The organism is Thioalkalivibrio sp. ALE12, assembly GCF_000381105.1.
Classification (GTDB): Bacteria; Pseudomonadota; Gammaproteobacteria; order Ectothiorhodospirales; family Ectothiorhodospiraceae; genus Thioalkalivibrio.
This window is the reverse complement of the sequence record NZ_KB905920.1, coordinates 1-21,264: the sequence shown is the minus strand read 5'-3', so window position 1 is coordinate 21,264 and position 21,264 is coordinate 1. Positions and strand designations below refer to the sequence as shown.

Below are 21,264 nucleotides of genomic sequence, written 5' to 3'. Positions count from 1 at the left end.
GCCCGTTCGTTATCCGACAACGCCGAGGCATCGTCCCGCTCGCGCTCCGCGCGGCGGACCCACAGCCGCAGCGTCTCGCCCGTGCAGCCAATCTTCGGTGCAATCGACTGGATCGCCGCATGCTGGGATGGGTACTCCTCCTGGTGTTCCCACACCAGCCGCACCGCCCGTTCCCGGACCTCCGGGCTATACCGTGTCGTCTCACTCATCGCTCTATCCTCCCAAGGATCAGAGCCTCCGGAAAAGTCGGTACGGTTCACTTCTTTGCACGAGCAAAGAAGTACCTCGGGGCGCGCTGGCGAGTCAGCGCACGGCAGTATGCGGACCGAAGGCACGTAAACACCGGAGGACGAACCAGGCCTAGCCACAACAGGGCAGGCGGCCAGACGAAGCACGAAACATCAAGGGCCGACGGGGCTCAGCCTGCAAGGCGTGAGGGCTTGGGTCAGGTGGTGGCGATCTGGTCGAGCAGGGCGCGATAGCCGGTGCGGTATTCGGGATAGCGCAGGCGATACCCGCTGGCATGCAGCCGCTCGTTGCGGCAGCGCTTGCCGCAGACCTCGCCGGCCGGCATCGGCGGCGTCCCCGGCGGATCGAGCTCCATCTCCTGCGCCAGCCAGCCGAGCAGCTCGTGGCGAAGGGCCGGTTCGTCATCGACGCCCAGATAAAGCGGCTCGGGGTTGTCCAGATGAAACAGGTGGGTCAGCAGGCCCACGCAGTCCTCACGGTGGATGCGGTTGGTCCAGACCGGTGCTTCGTGCTGGCCACGCACGCCCTCGCGAACCTTGCGCAGGTGGTACTCGCGCCCCGGACCATAGATGCCGCCAAAGCGCACGACCACGCCGGCCAACGGACTGTCGGCCAGCAACTGCTCGGCCTCCAGCAGGCAGCGCCCGGAGAAGCGGGTGGGCTCGGCCGGGGTGGTTTCGTCCACCCAGCGCCCGTCGTCGGCGCCAAAGACCGAGGTGCTGGAGACGAACACGACGCGGCGCGGTTGCTGGCGGGCCTGCTCCAGCGCGGTCAGGGTGTTGCGCAGGCCGTCGATATAGGCGCGGCGGTACGCGGCCTCGGTGAACTCGCCCGGGGTGGCGATGAAATAGACGGTGTCCAGCGCCGGGGGCAGCGGCGGCAGCGCGTCCGCGCGGGCGAAGTCGCCGGCCAGCGGCTGGATCGGTTTCGGGATGCGCCCCGGCTGGCGGCGCAGGCCCCAGACCGTGTGGCCGGCCGCGGCGAGCTGTTCTCCGACGCCGCAGCCGAGATCGCCGCAGCCCATGATCAGGATGTTGGCCATGAATCAGCGTTCCCTTGGGTGCTTTCGCAACCTAACGTTTCCACAGGTGAAAGACCAGCCCCAATGTGAGGGTTCGACCCCGGGCGATGGCTCGGGCATGCTGGCGGGGACTTCGATGAGGGGGGTATCGCTTGGGCAAGGCCAGCCGCAGGAAGGGGGGTACATGCGCCTGTGGGTCCGGGCGGGACCGGCCGGCCTGCTGCGGGGCGTTTCTGGACGGTGCGGCCGCGGCCCCAACGGCGGAGGCGCTGATGCGTTCGCGCTATGCCGCCTTCGTGGAGGGGCGCGAGGACTATCTTCTGGCCACCTGGGCCCCGGAGACGCGACCGGAATCCCTGATGCTGGAGCCGGACCAGCGCTGGCTGGGGCTGACGATCCGCGCGACCGGGGCCGGGGGGCCGGAGGACCGGGAGGGCTGGGTCGAGTTCGTTGCCCGCTCGCGGGTGCGTGGCCAGGGGGTGCGCCTGCACGAACGCAGCCGCTTTCGCCGCGAGGATGGGCGCTGGGTGTATGTCGACGGCGAGTTTCCGGGCGCATGATCGAGGCGGATGAGACGACCGGGGCGCCGGTGGCGGCGGCGCTGCTGGAACCGGTACTGGAGTGCCTGCGGGCGCGGCCGTCCGGGCTGACCGAGCACGCCCTGATCGCGCAGTTGCGCGATCAGGGCGTGGAACCGTTTGCCGGCGCGCGGCTGCGCGAGCCGTTGAGCCTGTTCCAGACCCACTTCCTGCTGTTTCATTGCCTGTACCGGCTGCGCGAGCGGCTGTGGCCGCAAGGCGAGTGGGTGCGCATCCACTGTCTGGATATCGGGATCGAACCGGCGAGGGGCGGGTCGCGACCGAGGGCGGAGGGCCTGCCGGTGCTCCGCGATCCGCTGCGGGCCTACTATCTGGACCTGACCCAGCTGGAGCGGATGGATGCGGCCGCGGCGGAGGCGCTGCTGGGCGAGTTCTGGGCCCGCATGGGGCGGGATGAGCGGCGCGACCAGGCGCTGGCGGTGCTGGAGCTGGCCGACCCCGTGGACGCCGACACGGTCCGCCATCAGTACCGCCGGATGGCGCAGCGCCACCACCCGGATCGCGGGGGCGACACGGCAACCCTGCAGCGGATCAACGAGGCGCGCTGGATCCTGCTGGCGGGGGCCTGAGCGCCGCCCGTCGCGGACTCAGTCGTCCGAGTCGGACATGGTGGTCACGAAGGCCTGCTCGACGGTGAAGGTCCCGACGCCCTTGTAGTTGGTCTGGGTCCAGCCGTGTTCGGTGAGCCATTCGCTCATCTCGCGGTTCATGGCCGGGTTGCCGCACAGCATCACGCGGTCCTGCTCCGGATCGGCCGGGGGCAGGTCGAGGATGCGGCTCAGTTCGCCGGAGCGGAACATGTCGGCCCCGCGCTGGTTGTTGTCGTACGGCTGCTGCGCGATCGGGCAGGCGAAGTCGTGGTTTTCGCGGGTCACGGTGGGCACGTAGCGCAGGCGGTCGCTGATGCGCGACTCGATCTCCTGGCGGTAGGCCAGTTCTTCCACCGTGCGCACGCTGTGCACCAGCACCGCGTTCTCGAAGTGTTCGAACAGCTCCGGGCTGCGGATCAGCGAGATGAACGGGGCCAGACCGGTGCCGGTGGCCAGCATGTACAGGGTGCGGCCTGGCTGCACGTAGTCGAAGGTGAGCGAGCCGGTGACCTTGGTGTTGATCCAGATCGAGTCGCCCGGGCCGGCCTCGGCCAGGCGACTGGTCAGCGCGCCATCCGGCACATGGATGCTCAGGAACTCCAGTTCCTCGGCCTCGGGCTCGGAGACGATCGAGTAGGCACGCGGGATCAGCTTGCCCTCGGGGCGCAGGCCCAGGGTCACGAACTGCCCGTTCTTGAATTCCAGTCCCTCCGGTCGCGTGGTGGTGAAGCTGAAGGTCTTGTCCGACCAGCGGTGCGTGGAGGTAATGCGTTCTTCCGAGTACGGCATGGGTGCGTGGCTTTCCGTTTCTGGTTTGTCGATACGCTAGCAAGTCGCGAACGCGGCCGCGAAAGCGCCGGCAAAAACCAAGGAAAACACTCAGAAATAAGGGGTCAGTGGCTGGCGTTGTCCGCGGGTTCCAGGTGCTGCTCCAGGGGCGTGGGTTGCGACAGGTAGAAGCCCTGCACGAAGTCCAGGCCGATCTCGCGCAGGCGTTCCATGGTGGCCTCGGACTCCACGCATTCGGCGATGGTGCGCAGACCGAGGACGTGGCCGACACGGTGGATGGCCGTGACCATGGCCGAGTCCACCGCGTTGTGGGCGATGTCGCGCACGAAGCTGCCGTCGATCTTGATGAAGTCCACCGGCAGGTTTTTCAGGTAGCCGAAGGACGACAGCCCGCTGCCGAAGTCGTCCAGGGAGAAGCGGCAGCCCATGTAGCGCAGGGTGCGGATCAGGCTCTGGGCCCGCTCGTGGTGGCTGATCGCCGCGGTCTCGGTGATCTCGAAGATGATGCACTGTGGCGGGATCGCGTAGTGCTGCAGGCGCTCCGTGACGAACTCGAGCATGCTCTCCTGGGCCAGCGACTGGCCCGAGAGGTTGATCGCGACGGTCGGGTCGCAGCGGGGGCCGTCAGCGTGCGCCGCGCGATGCCGCGACAGCATCGCGAAGGCGCTGTCGATTACGTGGCGGTCGATGTCCGGCATCAGGTGATAGCGCTCGGCGGCGGGGATGAAGGTGCCCGGCGGGATCAACCGGTCCTCCTCGTCGCGCAGGCGCATCAGCACCTCGACATGGGCCAGGTCCGGATCGGTGGGCCCCAGCGGATGCACCGCCTGGCCGAACAACTCGAAGCGCCCTTCGTCCAGCGCCGCGCGGATGCGGCCAACCCATTCCATCTCCCCGCGCCGCCGGCGCAGGGCCTGGTCGGTGGGCTGCCAGACGTAGATCCGGTTGCGGCCATTCTCCTTGGCGGCATAGCAGGCGGAATCCGCCTGGCTGAGGACCTCGGGCAGGGTCTGTTCCGGGCCGCCGACCGGGACCAGGCCGATGCTGACCCCGACATCGAAGCGCCGGCCCTCCCACTGGAAGCGCAGGGCCTGGACGGTCTCCAGTATTCGCTGGGCGATCGCCTCCGCGCGCTCCAGCGGACAGTGGCACAGCAGCAGGCCAAACTCGTCGCCGCCGAGGCGGGCCAGGGTGTCGTTCTCGCGGATCAGGTGCAGCAGGCGTTCGGACAGCTCGCGCAGGAGCTCGTCGCCGGCCTGGTGCCCGCAGGTGTCGTTGATGATCTTGAACTGGTCGAGGTCCATGTAGAACACCACGTGCGGGGTCTGGTCCCCCTGCAGGGTGCGCAGGGCCTCCTCCAGACGTCGCTCGAATTCGCGCCGGTTGCACAGGCCGGTCAGGTCGTCGTGGCTCGCCTGGTGATTGAGCTGCTGGGTCATCTGCCACAGTTCGGTGTGGTCGTGGAGCACGATCACGACGCCCTGGGAGGCCCGGTCCGGTCGCTGCAAGGGAGACGCCAGCATGCGCACCACGCGGATCGCGCCGTCGGCCCGGTGCAGGATGCGCTCGGGCGACTCCGTACTCGCGCCGAGCTTCAGGCACTGTTCCACCGGGTGGTGCACGCTTGCCCCGGTGCGGGTGTCCTCGAGATCCAGGAGTTCGTCCACGCGCTGGCCCTGGGCGGCGGTCGCGTCGACCCCCAGAAGGACCTGGGCCGCGGGATTGAGGTAGGTCAGGCGTCCGGCGGTATCGGTGGTGATGACGCCGTCGCTGATCGACTGCAGGGTGGTCAGCAGGCGGTCGCGCTCGGCCCCGGTAGCCGCCTCGGCGGCGCGCAGCGAGGTGATGTCCCAGGCGACGCCGAGTACGCCGTCGCTGTCTTTCAGCGGGATCCAGGAAACGCTCAGGTGGGTCCCGTTGACCGAGTCCTCGAACTGGAAGGCCTCGCCCGCCAGGGCCCGCTCGGCGGCCGCGAGGGTGTCGGGGTGATCGGCATAGACCTCGCGGAAGTCGCGACCGACGACCTCGCCGGGGCTCAGGCCCAGGGCGTGCAGGCCGGCCCCCTCCGAGAGGGTGAATCGGCCGTTGGCGTCCAGCGCGAACAGGATCAGCGGGGCATGCCGCACGGTGGCCCCGAGCTGGGTCTCGAGGCGCCGGAGGTTCTGTTCCGACTGACGTTCGCGAGTGATGTCGCGGAAGGTCGTGAAGACCTCGATCTCGCCGTCGGTGCGGATCGCATTGATGTGGACCTCGGCCGGGAACTCGCTGCCGTCGCGCCGCCGGTAGCGGCTCTCGAAGTGGGCGGGAAGGCGGTTGTCCGGGTCCGAATGGGCGGCGTCCACATCGTCCTGGGTGGCCTGAAGGTCCAGGTCGGTGATGTGCACGCCGCCGGTCAGTTCGGCCCGGGTGTAGCCCAGCAGCTCGCAGGCGGCCTGGTTGCCCGCGACGATCCCGCCGCGCCGGTCCAGGACCAGATGGGCCTCGGGCGCCTGTTCGAAGATCCGCTGGTAGCGCGTGGTGTCCGGGTGGTCGGGCATGGCGAGGAACGGAGCCTTTCGTGGTGGGCGGGGCCCGGGGGGACGCTGCGTTTGGCCCCCGAGTGTCGCCGGTCGCGCCGATGCTGGCAACCTGCGCCGACCGGACTACCGGAGTACTGGGCTACCGGGGTGCGCGGGTCAGCCGGGACAGGGTCTCCGGCGACGGGGGCACCGCGCCGCGGCGCGCGCGCAGCTGTTCCCGGGCCCAGGCCACGTGTTCGCGCACGAGTTCCGACGGGTGGTCCGCACGGGCGGCGAGGGCGGCCTCCGCCTCCGGGGTTGCCGGGCCGTTGCCCAGGGCCACCGCGAGATTGCGCAGCCACTGCGGATGGCCGATGCGGCGGATCGCCATGCCCTCGGTGCGGGCGAGAAAGGTCGCCTCGTCCCAGGCGAACAGCTCGACCAGGCTGGCGCTGTCGAGACCGTGGCGGGCGATGAAGTCGGGTTCCGCCGAGACCTCGGCAAAGCGGTTCCACGGACAGACCAGCTGGCAGTCGTCGCAGCCGTAGATGCGGTTGCCGATCAGCGGGCGCAGATCCTCGGGGATGGAACCCTTCAGCTCGATGGTCAGGTAGGAGATGCAGCGCCGGGCGTCCAGGTCATACGGGCCGCGGAAGGCCTGCGTGGGACAGACCTCCAGGCAGGCGGTGCACTGGCCGCAGTGCTCGCCCGCCGGCTCGTCCACCGGCAGAGGCAGGTCGGTGAACAGCTCCCCGAGAAAGAACCAGGAACCGCTCTCGCGCGCGAGCAGATTGGTGTTCTTGCCGATCCAGCCGAGCCCGGCCCGGGCGGCCAGGGCCTTCTCGAGGATCGGGGCACTGTCGGTGAAGGCGCGATAGCCAAACGGGCCCACCTCGGCCTCGATCCGGCGCGCGAGGACGGTCAGGCGCTTGCGCAGCAGCTTGTGATAGTCGCGTCCCAGGGCGTAGCGGGAGATATAGGCGCGGTCCTGCCCGGCCAGCTGGATGGCCGGACGTCGGCTGGCCGGCGGGAAGTAGTCCATGCGGACACTGATGATGCGCTGTACGCCCGGGACCAGGGCATCCGGGGCGTGGCGCAGGGCCGCCCGCTCGGCCATCCAGCCCATCTCGCCGTGCGAACCCTGCGCGAGCCATTTATCCAGGTGCCGGCGATCCTCCGCGGGGACCTCGGCGGGGGCGATGCGCACGGCCTGAAAGCCCAACTCGCCGCCCCACGTACGGATACGTTCGGCCAGTTCGGTGCATTGGCGTGGATCGAGGCGCTGAGGCACGATTTGGCTTCCGCGACGGAGGTAATGGCGTGAATCATGAACCCGACCCACAAGCATTGACCAGCGCACTGTTCGACAACGCGGGCATGCGCGCCCTGGACGCTGCCGGGCTGGCCCAGCCGGGGGTGGCGCCGGGCGAACTGATGGAACGGGCCGGCCGGGCCCTGTTGGACACCCTGCGCCGTCACTGGCCGCAGGCCCGACGTGTTGGCATTGTCTGCGGGCCCGGCAACAACGGGGGCGATGGCTACGTCCTGGCCCGACTGGCGGCCGAGGCGGGGCTGGAGATCCGGGTCCATGGCGGGCCGTCGCGGGCCCGCCCCGATTCCGATGGCCGCCGTGCCCACGCCCGCTGGCGTGATGGCGGGGGCGAAGTCCACACGCTGGAATCGTTCGACCCGGCGGCCGCGGAGGTCTGGGTGGACTGCCTGTTCGGGATCGGCCTGGAGCGCCCGCTGACGGATGCCTACGGCGAGCTGATCGAGCGGCTGAACACGAGCGGCGCCCCGATCCTGGCGGCCGATGTGCCCTCGGGCGTGGACATCGACAGCGGCCGGGTGCTGGGACGCGCGGTGCGGGCCGAGCGCACCCTCACCATGATCGCGGACAAGCTGGGGCTGCATACGGGCCCCGCGGTGGACGTGGTCGGCGCCGTGGAGGTCGCGCCGCTGGACCTGCCCCCCGCGATCTTCGACGGCGTGGCCCCGGTGGCGCGCCGTGTCGGCCCCTCGGACTGGTCCCGGGGGCTGCCACCCCGACGCCCGGGGGCGCACAAGGGGGATTGCGGGCATGTGCTGGTCGTGGGCGGCGCGCCGGGTTATTCCGGCGCGGCCCGGCTGACCGCGACCGCGGCGCTGCGCGCCGGCGCCGGGCGAGTGAGCCTGGCCACCCACCCGGAACACGCGGCCTGGGCCAATCTGGAGCGCCCCGAACTGATGGTGCAGGGCGTCCGCGATGCGGGCGAACTGCAGGCGCTGATGCGCCGGGTCGATGTGGTCGCCGTGGGTCCGGGGCTTGGGCTGGACGCCTGGGGCCGGGGCCTGTGGCTGGCCGTGGCCGATGCCGAGATGCCCCGGGTGGTGGATGCCGATGCCCTGAATCTCCTGGCCGAGGCGCCGCGTCGGGCCGCGGACTGGGTGCTGACGCCGCACCCGGGCGAGGCGGCCCGCCTGCAGGGGGCGGACCGCGCGGCGATCGAGGCCGATCGGCCGGGGCAGGTCCGGGCCCTGGCCGAACGCCTGGGCGGCGTGGTGCTGCTGAAAGGGGCCGGCACGCTGGTTGCGGCCGCGTCGGATGCCGGGCCGCTGGCCTGCGTGACCGGGGGGCATCCGGGCATGGCCACCGCCGGCAGTGGCGATGTCCTGACCGGTATCATCGCGGCGCTGCGGGCGCAGGGCGCGGATGCGCGCGGCGCGGCCGAGACCGGGGCGGCCTGGCACTGTGCCGCCGCCCGGGTGGCGCGCGATCGTCTGGGCGGGGCCCGCGGCATGCTGGCCGGGGACCTGGCCGATGCCCTGCCGGCCGCCGCCGGGGGTGGGCAATGAGCGCGGCATCCGACCCGCTGGTACTGCCGCACCTGGAGGCCACCGAGGCGGCCGGGGCGGCCCTGGCGGCGCTGGATCACCCGAACATCGTGTTTCTCGAGGGGGATCTTGGCGCGGGCAAGACCACCTGGGTACGCGGACTGCTGCACCGGCTGGGGCATGCGGGTGCCGTGCGCAGCCCTACCTACACCCTGGTGGAGCCGTACCGGCTGGCGGATCGCGAGGTCCTGCACTTCGATCTTTACCGCCTGGGCGACCCCGAGGAACTGGAATACCTGGGCGTGCGCGAGGCCTTCGGGGGCGAGGGCCTGTGGCTGGTGGAGTGGCCGGAACGCGGTGCCGGCTGGCTGCCGGCGCCGGATCTGGTCGTGCGTCTGGCGCACCGCACGGCCGGGGAGGAAGGGCGCGAACTCCGCCTGGAGGGCCCGCTCGCCGAGGCCTATCGCCAGGCCCTGCGCGACCAGGGCGTTGCCTCGTAAACCGCCTGTTGAGAGATCGCACCCAGGGGGAGCGGGCTCCAGAGTTGGCCCTCCACGCGCAAAACGAGCGATATCTCGCTCATAAAGAACGAAAATCGCTATTGCTTTTCCAGAAAAAGCGTCCACAATGTAGTCAGAACCCCTGATTACAAAGGGAATCGCCGTGGGCCAACCAACATTGCCGGATCTGCGCCGCCGCCAGCTGCTGCGCGCCATGACTGCCCTGGGGCTGGTCGGGATGCCGTTGCCTGCCCTGGCCCGTACCGGCGTGCAGCGGGTCCGCATGTCGGTGGATGGCGACACCACGCGCCTGGTGTTCGACATGGATGGCGAGGCCGAGTACTCCATGTTCCGCCTGCAGTCCCCCGACCGCCTGGTGGTGGACCTCGAAAACGCGCGGGCGGTGGAGGATCTGGCGGTCAGCGACAACCCGCGCTCGGCGATCAAGGCGGTACGCCATGCCGCGCGCAACGGCTCCGACCTGCGCGTGGTCTTCGACCTGCGCAAGCCGGTTGAGCCGCGCAGCTTCGTGCTGATGCCGGCGCAGGGGGCCCCGCACCGCCTGGTGCTGGACCTGACGGCCGGGGATGCCCCCGCGGCCCCGCGTGCGGCCGAGAACAACGGGTCCTCCCGCCGCGGGCGCTCACAGGAGAACCTGCGCGATGTCGTGGTGGCGATCGACGCCGGCCATGGCGGGCACGACCCGGGCGCGATCGGCCCGGCCGGCACCCGCGAGAAGGATGTGGTGCTGCAGATCTCCAAGCGCCTTGCCGAGCGCGTGGACAACGAGCGCGGCATGCAGGCGGTGATGATCCGCAGCGGTGACTACTTCCTGCCCCTGCGCGAACGCATCGAGCGGGCGCGCAAGGCAGACGCGGACGTCTTCGTCTCCATCCACGCCGATGCCATCGCCAATCGCAGCGTGCAGGGTTCCTCGGTGTACATGCTGTCCGAGCGCGGGGCCTCCAGCGAGGCGGCGCGCTTCCTCGCCCAGCGCGAGAACCAGGCGGACCTGAGCCTGGGCGGCGTGCCGATCAACGGCAAGGACGATTCCCTGGCCAATGTCCTGCTGGACCTGGCCCAGAGCGGCAGCCTGGAGGCCAGCAACACCCTGGCCGAGCGGATGATTGCGGAGCTGCACCGCGTGGGCAAGGTGCGCAAGCCGGAAGTGGAACGCGCCAACTTTGCCGTGCTGCGCTCGCCGGATGTGCCGTCGATCCTGGTCGAGGCGGCATTCATCTCCAACCCCTCCGAGGAGCGCAAGCTGCGCAGCGCCAGCTTCCAGAACTCGCTGGCGGATGCCCTGCTGACCGGCCTGCGTTCGTACTTCTCCACCCATGCCCGCCCGGGCACCCTGATCGCCGACGGCCAGCCGGACCAGCACATCATCCGCCCGGGCGAGACGCTCTCGGGGATCGCGGATCGCTACAGCCTGTCGCTGGCGGATCTGCGCTCCGCCAACAACGTGAGCGACGACCGCATCTACGCCGGGCAGATCCTGCAGATCCCGCGCGACTCGTAAGCCCCTTCGCCGGGCAACCTGTCACGTCTTGCGGGTATCGGCCAGTCGCCGGCTAGGGAGACGCTGATTGAATCGCACGTCCGCGCTCGAGTCGCTTTTGCGTGCGAACAAGGCGCGGTGACTGCCGTGCAGTCATTCTGCACAAGGGAGCCGCAACGCCGTTCGCGTGCAAAAGCGGCCGATCCCCTGCTTTCAATGGCTTGTGGGGTTGGTGCCCCCTGTTCCCCGATCCTGCGTTGCGCCGCTTGCGGGTAGAACCACTACCCGCTGCACGACGCGCCTTGTCTCGGAAAACAGGGGGCACCAACGCGGACGTGCGATTCAATCAGCGTCTCCCTAGGCACTCCGGCGCCGCCCCGGTTAGGCTAGGCACCCGGTTTTCTGTCCCCAGGTGTCGCCCGTGGCGATCGCAAAGCTTTCCGAACAACTGATCAACCAGATCGCGGCCGGCGAGGTGATCGAGCGCCCGGCCTCGGTGGTCAAGGAACTGCTCGAGAATGCCCTGGACGCCGGCGCGACGCGGGTGGACGTGCGTCTGGAGCAGGGCGGTGTCCGGCTGATCCAGATCAGCGACAACGGCAGCGGGGTCTATCGCGACGAGATGCCGCTGGCCCTTTCGCGCCACGCCACCAGCAAGATTACCTGCATGGACGACCTCGAGGCCCTGCATACCCTGGGCTTTCGCGGCGAGGCCCTGCCGTCCATTGCCTCCGTGTCCAGGCTCTCGCTGACCTCCATGGTCGACGGCGAGCGCAATGGCTGGCGCCTGACCGGGGACGGCTCCGACGTCTTTCGCGAGGCCGCGCCGGCGGCGCACCCGGTGGGTACGACGGTGGAGGTTCGCGACCTGTTCTTCAACGTCCCGGCGCGGCGCAAATTCGTGCGCACCGAACGCACCGAATACAACCACTGCGAGAACGTGATCCGCACCCAGGCCGTCGCCTGCCCCGAGGTGGCCTTCACCCTGCGTCACAATGATCGCGTGACCCTGGACCTGCCGGCCACCGAAGACCCGGCGGAACGGGTACGGGCCCTGCTGGGCGATGCCTTTCTGGAGCATGCGACGCCGGTGGACGAGCAGCGCGCCGGCCTGGCGCTGTCCGGCTGGCTGGGGTCGCCGACCCAGTCGCGGGCCCAGCCCGACCAGCAGTTCTTCTTCGTCAACGGCCGTGCGATCCGCGATCGCGTGCTGGCTGCGGCCGTGCGCAAGGCCTATCAGGACGTGCTCTACCATGGGCGCCATCCGATGTTCGTACTGGACCTGGAGCTGGATCCGACCCAGGTGGACGTGAACGCGCACCCGACCAAGCAGGAGGTGCGCTTTCGCGAATCGCGCATGGTCCACGACTTCATCTTCCACAGCCTGCACAAGGCGCTGGCGGCCCTGCGCCCGGGAGACGCCGGGCATGCTGCCGCGGTGCCCGAGTCGCGGGGAGCGCCGGCCTTCGCAGGCCAGGAGGCGTCCCGCCCGGTACCGACGGACCGCACGTTGTCCGGGCTCGGCGTGCCGGGCGCCGGTGGCGGGTATGGCGGGTACGCGCCGCCCCGCGAACCGCGACCGGAGCCATCCGGGCGCGATCCGGGCTTCGGTGCGGCCTGGGCCGAGTTCCGCGGGGCGTCGGCGGTGGCCGAGGCCCGACCAGCCGCCTACGAACAGCCGTCGGCCGCCGCGCCGACGGCATCCGCGACGGACCCGGATGCCGACTCCATGCCGCCGCTCGGGTTCGCACTGGGCCAGGTGGCCGAGACCTTCATCCTGGCCGAGAACGCCCGTGGCCTGATCGTGGTGGACATGCACGCGGCCCACGAGCGCATCACCTACGAGCGCCTCAAGCGCGAGTGGGAGGGGGCGCGAGTGACCTCGCAGCCGCTGCTGGTACCGGAGACCCTGGAGGTCACCCCGGCCGAGGCGGAACTGGCCGAGGAACGCGCCGACCTCCTGGCCGGGCTTGGCTTCGAGCTGGACCGGGCCGGTCCGGAGGCCCTGACCCTGCGTGCGACGCCGGCCCTGCTGCGCGGACAGGACACCGCCCAGCTGGTGCGCGACGTGCTGGCCGACCTGGCCGCGGTGGGCTACAGCCATCGGGCCGAGGGCGCGATGAACGCGGTGCTGGGCACCATTGCCTGCCACGGTTCCGTGCGCTCGGGGCGGCGCCTGACCCTGCCCGAGATGAACCAGCTGCTGCGCGACATGGAGGCCACCGAGCGTTCCGGCCAGTGCAATCACGGTCGCCCGACCTGGGTGGAGCTGGACCACTCGGCGCTGGATCGCCTGTTCCTGCGAGGGCGCTGATGGCCGGACTGGAAGCGGGCCGGCCGCCAGTCGTGCTGCTGGCCGGCCCCACCGCGAGCGGCAAGACCGCGCTGTCGCTGGCGCTGGCCGAGGCCCTGGACGCGGAGATCGTCAGCGTGGATTCCGCGCTGGTCTACCGCGGCATGGATATCGGCACGGCGAAGCCCGATGCGGCCGAGCGGACCCGGGCTCCGCACCACTTGCTGGATATCCGCGACCCGGAGGACACCTACAACGCCTCCGATTTCGCCCGCGATGCCCGTGCCGCGATCGATGCGATCCATGCGCGCGGCCGGATCGCCCTGCTGGCGGGCGGGACGCTGCTCTACCTGCGCGCGTTGCTGGACGGCTTCGATGCGATCCCGCCGGTGCCGGAGATGGTGCGCACCTCGGTGCGAGCGCGTCTGGAACACGAGGGTGCCGCGGCCCTGCACGCCGAGCTGAAGGTCGTGGACCCGGCCGCCGCCGCGCGCATCCACCCGAACGATCCGCAACGCATCCTGCGCGCGCTGGAGGTCTACGCGGCGACCGGGCGTGCGCTGTCGAGCTTCCAGCAGGGGGCGGCGGCGCAGGTCCCGTCCGGCTGGGTTTCGCTGGCGCTGTGGCCGGAGGACCGGGAGCGCCTGCGGGCGCGGATCGCCCAGCGCTTCGACGCGATGCTGGAGGCGGGATTCGTCGACGAACTGATGGCCCTGACCCGGCGGCCCGGACTGACCGCAGAGCACCCGTCGCAGCGGGCCGTGGGCTATCGCCAGGGCTGGCAGTGGCTGGCGGGGGAGTACGACTTTGCGACCTTTCGCGAACGCGCCATCGCCGCGACCCGGCAACTGGCCAAGCGCCAGCTCACCGGCTTGCGGCGCTTTCCGCTGCATGCGCGGCTGAACGCGGAGCACGCGGATCTGTCGCAGGCTCTGGAGGCGATCGACGCGGCTCGTACTGCGCCGGCGACGGCGGTGACGTCCGGATAACGCCGGACCGGGCGTTGAACGGCGACCCGCAGCCGGTATGCTACGCTTCAGGTAAGCCGACCGGCGGGCCGGCAAAGAGTCGTTCGCACGGCTCGCGAACCAATAATAACGATCAAGGAACGCACCGATGGCCAAAGGGCAAATGTTGCAGGAACCCTTCCTGAATGCGCTGCGCCGGGACCGCATCCCGGTCTCCATCTACCTGGTGAACGGGATCAAGCTGCAGGGGCAGATCGAATCCTTCGACCAGTTCGTGGTGTTGCTGCGCAGTACGGTCTCGCAGATGGTGTACAAGCACGCCATCTCCACGATCGTCCCGGCCCGGCAGGTGAACATGAATCTCGAGGGCGAGGCGGCCGCCTCCGCGGAGGCCGAGTCCTGATGACGACGGGTCCCCGGCTTGTTTGAGCGTCCGGAGAGCGGCGGCGAGGCCGCCGTTGGCAACGCGGCCGTCCTGGTCGCGCTGAACATCGGGGACAACCCCGATATCGAGGCCCAGGTCCAGGAGTTCGACGAGCTCGTGCGTTCCGCCGGGGCCGAGATCCAGGCGGTGGTGCGGGGTTCCCGCGACCGGCCGCACCCGAAACTGTTTGTCGGGGCCGGCAAGGCCGACGAGATCCGCGAGGCGGTGGAGGCCACCGGCGCCGACGTGGTGATCTTCAACCACGCCCTGTCGCCCAGCCAGGAACGCAACCTCGAGGCCCACCTGAAGTGCCGGGTGCTGGACCGCTCGGGGCTGATCCTCGACATCTTCGCCCAGCGCGCCCGTTCCCACGAGGGCAAGCTCCAGGTGGAGCTGGCGCAGCTGCGCCACATGTCCACGCGCCTGGTGCGCGGCTGGACCCACCTGGAGCGGCAAAAGGGCGGGATCGGCCTGCGTGGCCCGGGGGAGACCCAGCTGGAGACTGACCGGCGTCTGCTGGCCGGGCGCATCAAGCATATCGAGCGGCGCCTGGAGAAAGTGGAGCGCACCCGTGAACAGGGCCGTCAGGCGCGCCTGCGCAACGAGATCCCCACGGTCTCTCTGGTGGGCTACACCAACGCCGGCAAGTCCACCCTGTTCAATCGCCTGACGCATTCCGACGTCTATCAGGCGGACCAGCTGTTCGCGACCCTGGACCCGACCCTGCGGCGCCTGGACCTGGCGCCGCACCAGTCACTGATCCTGGCCGACACCGTGGGCTTCGTGCGCGACCTGCCGCACGAGCTGGTCGCTGCCTTCAAGGCGACCCTGACCGAGACCCGCGAGGCGGCCCTGCTGCTGCACGTGATCGACGCCGCCGACCCGGAACGCGATGCGCGCATCCGCCAGGTCGAGGAGGTCCTCGCGGAGATCGGTGCCGAGGATGTGCCCTGCTGGCGGGTCTACAACAAGATCGACCAGCTGGAGAACCCGGCCGAGGATCCGGACGAGCGCTTCGGCCTGGCGGATGACGCCTTCTGGCTGTCGGCCCGTACCGGCGAGGGCGTGGCGCGCCTGGAACAGCGCCTGGCCGAGACCTTCACCGAGTCCATGACCCAGGGCTGGTTCGAGTTGCCGGCCGCGGCCGGTCGGCTGCGTGCCCAGCTCTACGAGGAAAAGGCCGTGGAGGCCGAACAGACCACGCCGGACGGATCGATCCAGCTCCGCCTGCACCTGCCGCAACGCCGCTTCGAACAGCTCTTCCGCGCCGCGGGCCTGGACCCGGAGGCGACCCGCCTGGAACCTCGGGAATCCGATACCCCCGCGTAACCCAGTCGCGGCCCTCGGCACCGATCGCCATCGCCAAGCGCTTCCTCTTCTGTCGATCAGCAAGAGTCACCACGAAGCTCCGAAGGCACGAAGAAGGTCAAGGGCGATTGCACCACGGAGGGCACGGAGGACACAGAGAAGGGGCCATTCTGGTCAAGCATGACTCAGGGGCTTCGCCGCTCACCCGAGCGGGGTTGAACACACCGGCTCCCATCTAATCGGCTGAAGATCTTTCGATTTTCTCCGTGAACTCCGTGTCCTCTGTGGTTAATACGCTTTTGACCTTGACCTCCTTCGTGCCTTCGTGAGCTTCGTGGTGGATACAGCCGGCGGATCGAGGGCGCTCCCGGTGTGCGGGGTCGCGTGGCCAGGAACTTTTGCGCTAATACCTGACCAAAATAGTCGGACATTCATGCAAAAGCCAACGCGAGGAGTTCCGCATGATATTTGAACGCTTTGTCGATCCCGGTCTGTCCCAGCATTCCTTCGTGGTCGGCTGCCAGGGCAGCGGCGAGATCGCCGTGATCGATCCGCAGCGCGACGTCGACGTGTACCTGGATTATGCCGAACGCAACGGCTATCGCATCACCCGCGTGATGGATACCCACATCCACGCCGATTTCGCCTCCGGCGCCCGCGAACTCGCGGACAAGACCGGCGCCCGTCTGCTGCTGTCCGGGCACGATGCGGGCGAGCATTTCCAGGTGCAGTTCCCGCACGAGGACCTGGTCGAGGGGGATGGGATCCAGCTCGGCAATGTGCGCATCGAGACCCGCCATGTACCGGGGCACACCCCGGAACACCTGATGTTCGTGGTCTATGACGGGGCCCGCTCCGGCGAGGACCCGATCGCGATCATCACCGGTGACTTCCTGTTCGTGGGCTCCCTGGGTCGGCCGGACCTGCTCGGCGAGGAGGCCAAGCAGGCGCTGGCGCGGCAGATGTTCCACAGCGTGCGCGAGAAGCTGGCGGATCTGCCCGACGGGGTCGAGGTGCATCCGGGCCACGGGGCCGGCTCCGCCTGTGGCGCCGGGATGGCCGGTCGGCCGGTCTCCACGCTCGGCTACGAGCGTCGGACCAACCCGTACCTGGACCCGTCGCTGGACGAGGACGCCTTTGTGCACCAGCTGTTGAACGGGCTACCGCCGATCCCCGATTTCTATCCGCGCAACAAGCGGATCAACTCCGAGGGGCCGAAGGCGGTGATTCCGCTGCCTGGCATGACGGCCCTGGACCCGGACGCGGTTTCGAGCCGTGCCGCCGCCGGCGAGGTGACGGTGATCGACCTGCGCGATCCGCTGGCCTTTGGCGGCGGTCATATCCCCGGCGCCCTGGGCATCGGCATCGACGGCGGTTTCGCCAACTGGGCCGGCTGGGTCACGCCGGACGATACCCCGATCGTGCTGGTGGACCGGAACGGGGATCCCGCGGTGATCGAGCAGGCCGTGCGCCAGCTGGTACGCACCGGCCGTGACTATATCGAGGGCTTTGTCCGCGGCGGCATGGCGGCATACGCCAGTGCCGGGCTGCCCCTGGCCACGCTTGCCCAGCTGGATGCCCCGGCGGCGCGGACCGCGATCGCCGACGGGCGCCTGCGCCTGGTCGATGTTCGGGCCGTCTCCGAGTTCGAGGCCGGCCATGCGGAGGCCGCGGTCAATCAGCCGGTGGCCGATACCCGCACCGGCATCCCCGGGATTGACAAGGCCGAGCCGGTGGCGGTGGTCTGCGGCAGTGGCTACCGCTCCACCGTGGCGGGATCCATCCTCCAGCGCCTGGGTTACCACCAGGTGTACAACGTGGTGGGCGGCATGCAGGCCTGGAACCGAGTGGATGCCAGCGGCGAGGGCGATCGCCGGGCCGCCTGATCCCGAGTGTCGCGCGGGCGGCAGGCGCCGCCCGCTTTCTCACGAAAAAGCCCCGGGTCCTGCCCGGGGCTTTTTCGTGGGGCGCCTTGTTTCAGGCGTCGCCCTGGGCCAGGGTCTCCCGGTCGGCGCTGGCCAGGTACAGGGTCAGGGTCTCGCCGGCGCGGATGCCGTCGCCGTTCAGCCCGTTCCAGCGGCGCAGATCCCCGATGCTGACCTGGTGGCGACGGGCGATGGTCGACAGGGAATCGCCGGGGCGGACCTCGTATTCGACGCGCCGGCCATCGGGGCCACGCTCGGGATCGGCGCGCACGACCTTCAGGGTGTCGCCCGGGCGCAGGATCGCGTCTGGCTCCAGACCGTTGGCGGAGCGCAGGGCCCCGATGGACATGCCGGTCCGCTGGCTGATGTGCCACAGGCTGTCACCCGGCTGGACCTCGTAATCCTCGGCGGGCTGGCCGTTGTCGCCGGCAACTTGTACCGGGGTGTCCTCGCCGGAGGCGCTGGCTGGCAGGCGCAGCGTCTGCCCGGCGCGGATCAGGTCGCCGTTCAGGTTGTTCATGTCGCGCAGCACCGCCACCCGGGTGCCGGTGCGTTCGGCAATCCGGCCCAGGTTGTCGCCCATGCGCACGGTGTACTCCCGGAACCGGATCAGGGGTTCGTCATCGCGTGTCTCCAGTGCCGTCTCGAGGACCGGAAGGGCCTCGCGCGGGACGAACAGGTGCTGCGCGCCGCCGGGGTGGGTGGCGTGCCGGTGATAGCCCGGGTTGAGCTGCTTCAGGGTCTCGGTGTCCAGATCGGCGAGTTCCGCGATCAGCGAGAAGTCCGCCTGGCGGCCGGGTTCGATCATCTCCAGGGCCGGCTCGTTGGCGATGGGCATGATGGCGATGTCGTGGCTGTCCGGGTCCAGGAAAAGGTGGCGCAGGGCCAGCAGCCGCGGGATGTACGCGGTGGGCTCGGCGGGCAGGTCCAGGCTCCAGTAGTCGGTGGGCTCGCCGCGTGCGGCGTTGCGGTCGATCGCGCGCTGGATGTTGCCCTGGCCGTAGTTGTAGGCGGCCAGCGCCAGGTACCAGTCGTCGAACCGGCGGTGCAGGGCCTGGAGGTAGTCCAGCGCGGCCAGCGTGGACTTGTAGACATCGCGGCGCCCGTCGTACCAGTGGTCGCGCGCGAGGTCGAAGTAGTCGCCGGTGGCCGGCATGAACTGCCAGATCCCGGCCGCGCGGCTGCGCGAGGTCGCCTGAGCGACGAAGCCGCTCTCGACGATCGGCAACAGCAGGAGCTCGGCAGGCATGTCGCGCGCCTCGATCTCCGACAGGATGAAGTAGGCGAAGGGCTCCGCCCGCCGGGTGCTGTGTTCGATAATGCGCGGGTGGTCGCGGTAGTGCTGGATGTAGCGCTCCACGCGTTCGTGGTCCAGCGCATCGTTGAAGCCGAAGCCTAGGCGCGCGCGCTCCCACAGGTCATCCGTCTCGGCGGCGCGCTGTGCGGCGTCGCGGCTCTGGCGTTCCATCGCGGCCTGCACATCCTCGGTGGTGCGCGGTTCCACGATGGGCTGATCCGCCGCCGAGGTATCCAGCGTGCGCTCGGAGTCGTGTAGGCTACAGGCAGAGGCGAAGAGTGCCGTCAGGCCCAGGGTCATGGCGGTGGTCAGCCGCGAGTGGAGGCGTAGTTTCATGGCGCTGGAGGATAAACCAGAGATGGGGGATCACCAAGACCCGTTCCTGAACTGGTTGGCGCACTGGTACGCCCAGCCCCAGGGGCGCAGGGTCCGCGAGCGCTTTCTGGAACGCATTCGTCGCTACGGTGACCCGGGCCCCGGCGACCTGGCCGTGGAGCTGGCCCCGGTGCCGATCCTGGAGGACAGCGACGCCCTGCAGGCGCCGCTGGTCCGCATTGCCTCGACGCATCCGGTGTTGCGCATGGACCCGGAGGCCTGGCCGCTGGAGTCCGACTGCGCCCGGCGCATCGTGCTGGCCCATCCCTGCGCGCAGAGCGACCATCCGGAGGCGGTGGTGGCCGAGGCGGCCCGCGTGCTGGAACCCGAGGGGCGCGTGTTTCTGCTGGAGGGCAACCGCCTGCAGCACGTTGGGCGCAACGGCGTGCGCGCCTCACCGGTGCCCGAGGGACTGCGCCGGCGCCAGTATCGCGAGCTACTGGAGGCGGCGGATCTGGAGGTCCTCGATCAGTGGAGCCTGAGCCTGCTCCCGCCGGGGCTGCCCGCCGCCTGGCAAAAGCGCCTGGCGACCATGGACGCCTGGACCCTGCGCGGCCTGCCACCGCTGGCCAGCATGATCCTGACCGTCGCCCACAAACGTGTGGACATGCCCCTGCGCCCGGCACAGCGGTTCCGCTTCGCGATGCCCAACCCCGCGATGCGGCCGGGGCTGGTATCCTCGCGCACCGATCATTCCGGAGCCCGCCGAACGCATGGCTGACGAACGTGTGTACATCTATACCGACGGGGCCTGCCGCGGCAATCCCGGTCCCGGCGGCTGGGGCGCGATCCTGCGCTTCGGCGGGCGCGAGCGCGAGCTCTACGGCGCCGAGGCGGAGACCACCAACAACCGCATGGAACTGACCGCCGCCATCCGCGCGCTGGAGGCCCTGAAACGCTCCTGCAAGGTGGAACTGGTCACGGATTCCAAGTATGTGAAGCAGGGCGTGACCGAGTGGCTGCCCGGGTGGAAACGGCGCAACTGGAAGTCCGCCAGCGGATCCCCGGTCAAGAACCGCGACCTGTGGGAGGCGCTGGACGCGCAGGCCCAGCGTCACGATATCGAGTGGTACTGGGTGCGCGGCCACAGCGGCCATCCGGAGAACGAACGTGCCGATGAACTGGCCAATGCGGGCATCGACGCCCTGCTGGCCGGTGAACCGATCGAGAACTGAGGGGTAACGCGATGCGCCAGATCGTGCTGGATACCGAGACCACGGGCCTGGAGCCCGGCGACGGCCACCGCATCATCGAGATCGGCTGTCTGGAGCTGGACAACCGCCGTCCCACCGGGCGCAAGCTCCACGAGTACCTGCAGCCGGACCGCGAGATCGACGCCGGTGCCATCGAGGTGCACGGGATCACCAACGAATTCCTCGCCGACAAGCCACGCTTTGCTGACGTGGCCGGTGAGTTCGTCGATTTCATCCGTGGTGCGGAGCTGATCATCCACAACGCGCCGTTCGATGTCGGCTTCATCAACCATGAACTGCGTCTGCTGGGTGATGCGGCGCCGGCGGCCGAGGTGGCCGAGGTCTGCACCGTGCTGGATTCGCTGGTGATGGCGCGGCGCATGCACCCCGGGGCGCGCAACTCCCTGGATGCGTTGTGCAAGCGCTACGAGGTGGACGGTTCCGGGCGTACCCTGCACGGGGCGCTGCTCGATGCCGAGCTGCTGGCGGATGTCTATCTGGCGATGACCGGGGGGCAGGTGGCGCTGACGCTGGATGCCGGGGGTGACGGCGACGCCGCGGCCGGGCCCGTCCAGGCGCGGCGTTCGGGCAAGCCGCTTCCGGTGATCGAGCCGACGCCGGAGGAGCAGGCGGCGCACGAGGCGCTCCTGCAGACCCTCGACGAGGCAGCCGGCGGCGCCTGCCGCTGGCGCGCCAACGCCTGATTCCGTCGTCCGGCGGCGGAGCTGCTCCGGCCTTCTGGTGCCTTCGCTCGGCCGCCTGCCTCGTGGTGGCTGGCCCTGGTTCGTCGTCTGGTGTTTACGGTGGCTCCGGTCCACATACTGCCGTGCGCTGACTCGCCAGCGCGCCCCGAGTGACTTCTTTGCTCGTGCAAAGAAGTCACCAAGAAACACGCCCGACTGCCGCGACCCCGGCCCGCT

At 69.7% G+C, this 21,264-nt stretch carries 19 protein-coding genes; 13 read left to right on the top strand and 6 right to left on the bottom strand.

What is annotated here, in order from left to right; translation table 11 throughout:
* Both F614_RS0113340 and F614_RS0113335 read right to left on the bottom strand, forming a co-directional pair.
* Positions 1–209, bottom strand: a 209-nt coding sequence (locus F614_RS0113340; protein WP_026329860.1) for a transposase, incomplete at its 3' end; no start/stop codon positions are given.
* Positions 210–445: 236 nt separating this feature from the next.
* The gene (locus F614_RS0113335; RefSeq protein WP_019559073.1) at positions 446–1,291 is read right to left on the bottom strand and encodes an SDR family oxidoreductase; all 846 of its coding nucleotides are present in this window, start codon (positions 1,289–1,291) and stop codon (positions 446–448) included.
* Positions 1,292–1,422: 131 nt separating this feature from the next.
* Here F614_RS0113335 and F614_RS0113330 point away from each other — a divergent pair, with 131 nt between their 5' ends.
* On the top strand, positions 1,423–1,830 hold the full coding sequence (locus F614_RS0113330; protein WP_369771501.1) for a YchJ family protein: 408 nt from the start codon (positions 1,423–1,425) through the stop codon (positions 1,828–1,830).
* Complete coding sequence (locus F614_RS0113325; protein WP_019559072.1) at positions 1,827–2,438, top strand: DNA-J related domain-containing protein; 612 nt, start codon at positions 1,827–1,829, stop codon at positions 2,436–2,438. Before F614_RS0113330 ends, F614_RS0113325 begins: the two co-directional genes overlap by 4 nt.
* 18 nt (positions 2,439–2,456) lie before the next feature.
* Here F614_RS0113325 and F614_RS0113320 read toward each other — a convergent pair whose 3' ends face one another.
* The 3 genes from F614_RS0113320 to queG all read right to left on the bottom strand — a co-directional run bounded on the left by F614_RS0113320 (position 2,457) and on the right by queG (position 7,094).
* A complete protein-coding gene (locus F614_RS0113320; RefSeq protein WP_018876122.1) occupies positions 2,457–3,248 on the bottom strand; it encodes a ferredoxin--NADP reductase in 792 nt (263 codons plus the stop codon).
* 104 nt (positions 3,249–3,352) lie between these two features.
* Positions 3,353–5,785, bottom strand: a complete 2,433-nt coding sequence (locus tag F614_RS0113315; RefSeq protein ID WP_019559071.1) for an EAL domain-containing protein — start codon at positions 5,783–5,785, stop codon at positions 3,353–3,355.
* Positions 5,786–5,906: 121 nt separating this feature from the next.
* Positions 5,907–7,094 carry a tRNA epoxyqueuosine(34) reductase QueG gene (gene queG, locus F614_RS0113310; RefSeq protein ID WP_196800290.1) on the bottom strand — a complete coding sequence of 396 codons (1,188 nt, stop codon included), beginning with the start codon at positions 7,092–7,094 and terminating at the stop codon, positions 5,907–5,909.
* Here queG and F614_RS0113305 point away from each other — a divergent pair.
* From F614_RS0113305 to F614_RS0113270, 8 genes are all read left to right on the top strand, one after another.
* On the top strand, positions 7,094–8,581 hold the full coding sequence (locus F614_RS0113305; RefSeq protein ID WP_019559069.1) for a bifunctional ADP-dependent NAD(P)H-hydrate dehydratase/NAD(P)H-hydrate epimerase: 1,488 nt from the start codon (positions 7,094–7,096) through the stop codon (positions 8,579–8,581). The two genes, queG and F614_RS0113305, sit on opposite strands and share 1 nt — an antisense overlap.
* Positions 8,578–9,060, top strand: a complete 483-nt coding sequence (tsaE, locus tag F614_RS0113300) for a tRNA (adenosine(37)-N6)-threonylcarbamoyltransferase complex ATPase subunit type 1 TsaE (protein WP_018881195.1) — start codon at positions 8,578–8,580, stop codon at positions 9,058–9,060. Before F614_RS0113305 ends, tsaE begins: the two co-directional genes overlap by 4 nt.
* Positions 9,061–9,274: 214 nt before the next feature.
* Entirely contained in the window at positions 9,275–10,582 is a 1,308-nt protein-coding gene (locus F614_RS0113295) for an N-acetylmuramoyl-L-alanine amidase (RefSeq protein ID WP_051077457.1), read from the top strand.
* 400 nt (positions 10,583–10,982) lie between these two features.
* Positions 10,983–12,875 (top strand): DNA mismatch repair endonuclease MutL, encoded by a 1,893-nt coding sequence (gene mutL / locus F614_RS0113290; RefSeq protein ID WP_019559068.1) that lies wholly within the window; start codon positions 10,983–10,985, stop codon positions 12,873–12,875.
* Entirely contained in the window at positions 12,875–13,843 is a 969-nt protein-coding gene (gene miaA, locus F614_RS0113285) for a tRNA (adenosine(37)-N6)-dimethylallyltransferase MiaA (protein WP_019559067.1), read from the top strand. The genes mutL and miaA overlap by 1 nt, the downstream gene beginning before the upstream one ends.
* Before the next feature lie 127 nt (positions 13,844–13,970).
* Positions 13,971–14,225 (top strand): RNA chaperone Hfq, encoded by a 255-nt coding sequence (gene hfq / locus F614_RS0113280; RefSeq protein WP_018141991.1) that lies wholly within the window; start codon positions 13,971–13,973, stop codon positions 14,223–14,225.
* Positions 14,226–14,243: 18 nt separating this feature from the next.
* Positions 14,244–15,575, top strand: coding sequence for a ribosome rescue GTPase HflX (gene hflX / locus F614_RS0113275; protein ID WP_018878744.1), 1,332 nt, complete (start codon positions 14,244–14,246; stop codon positions 15,573–15,575).
* 440 nt (positions 15,576–16,015) lie between these two features.
* Positions 16,016–17,440: a rhodanese-like domain-containing protein gene (locus F614_RS0113270; RefSeq protein WP_019559066.1), complete on the top strand. Its 1,425-nt coding sequence runs from the start codon at positions 16,016–16,018 to the stop codon at positions 17,438–17,440.
* A gap of 91 nt (positions 17,441–17,531) precedes the next feature.
* Here F614_RS0113270 and F614_RS0113265 read toward each other — a convergent pair whose 3' ends face one another.
* Positions 17,532–19,112 carry a LysM peptidoglycan-binding domain-containing protein gene (locus tag F614_RS0113265; protein WP_026329870.1) on the bottom strand — a complete coding sequence of 527 codons (1,581 nt, stop codon included), beginning with the start codon at positions 19,110–19,112 and terminating at the stop codon, positions 17,532–17,534.
* Here F614_RS0113265 and F614_RS0113260 point away from each other — a divergent pair.
* From F614_RS0113260 to dnaQ, 3 genes are read left to right on the top strand one after another with little or no spacing between them, the layout of a single operon-like run.
* A complete protein-coding gene (locus tag F614_RS0113260) occupies positions 19,111–19,872 on the top strand; it encodes a hypothetical protein (RefSeq protein ID WP_028485091.1) in 762 nt (253 codons plus the stop codon). The genes F614_RS0113265 and F614_RS0113260 overlap by 2 nt on opposite strands.
* Complete coding sequence (gene rnhA / locus F614_RS0113255; RefSeq protein WP_018867128.1) at positions 19,865–20,326, top strand: ribonuclease HI; 462 nt, start codon at positions 19,865–19,867, stop codon at positions 20,324–20,326. The genes F614_RS0113260 and rnhA overlap by 8 nt, the downstream gene beginning before the upstream one ends.
* 11 nt (positions 20,327–20,337) lie before the next feature.
* Positions 20,338–21,048: a DNA polymerase III subunit epsilon gene (gene dnaQ / locus F614_RS0113250; RefSeq protein ID WP_019559064.1), complete on the top strand. Its 711-nt coding sequence runs from the start codon at positions 20,338–20,340 to the stop codon at positions 21,046–21,048.
* Positions 21,049–21,264 lie beyond the last annotated feature (216 nt).

Excerpts from the sequence above, each read along its gene's own strand:
- F614_RS0113335 (WP_019559073.1), bottom strand. The coding sequence starts at position 1,291 with ATGGCCAACATCCTGATCATGGGCTGCGGCGATCTCGGCTGCGGCGTC.
- F614_RS0113325 (WP_019559072.1), top strand. The coding sequence starts at position 1,827 with ATGATCGAGGCGGATGAGACGACCGGGGCGCCGGTGGCGGCGGCGCTG.
- F614_RS0113320 (WP_018876122.1), bottom strand. The coding sequence starts at position 3,248 with ATGCCGTACTCGGAAGAACGCATTACCTCCACGCACCGCTGGTCGGAC.
- F614_RS0113315 (WP_019559071.1), bottom strand. The coding sequence starts at position 5,785 with ATGCCCGACCACCCGGACACCACGCGCTACCAGCGGATCTTCGAACAG.
- queG (WP_196800290.1), bottom strand. The coding sequence starts at position 7,094 with ATGCTTGTGGGTCGGGTTCATGATTCACGCCATTACCTCCGTCGCGGA.
- tsaE (WP_018881195.1), top strand. The coding sequence starts at position 8,578 with ATGAGCGCGGCATCCGACCCGCTGGTACTGCCGCACCTGGAGGCCACC.
- F614_RS0113295 (WP_051077457.1), top strand. The coding sequence starts at position 9,275 with ATGACTGCCCTGGGGCTGGTCGGGATGCCGTTGCCTGCCCTGGCCCGT.
- miaA (WP_019559067.1), top strand. The coding sequence starts at position 12,875 with ATGGCCGGACTGGAAGCGGGCCGGCCGCCAGTCGTGCTGCTGGCCGGC.
- hfq (WP_018141991.1), top strand. The coding sequence starts at position 13,971 with ATGGCCAAAGGGCAAATGTTGCAGGAACCCTTCCTGAATGCGCTGCGC.
- F614_RS0113270 (WP_019559066.1), top strand. The coding sequence starts at position 16,016 with ATGATATTTGAACGCTTTGTCGATCCCGGTCTGTCCCAGCATTCCTTC.
- F614_RS0113260 (WP_028485091.1), top strand. The coding sequence starts at position 19,111 with ATGGCGCTGGAGGATAAACCAGAGATGGGGGATCACCAAGACCCGTTC.
- F614_RS0113265 (WP_026329870.1), bottom strand. The coding sequence starts at position 19,112 with ATGAAACTACGCCTCCACTCGCGGCTGACCACCGCCATGACCCTGGGC.
- rnhA (WP_018867128.1), top strand. The coding sequence starts at position 19,865 with ATGGCTGACGAACGTGTGTACATCTATACCGACGGGGCCTGCCGCGGC.
- dnaQ (WP_019559064.1), top strand. The coding sequence starts at position 20,338 with ATGCGCCAGATCGTGCTGGATACCGAGACCACGGGCCTGGAGCCCGGC.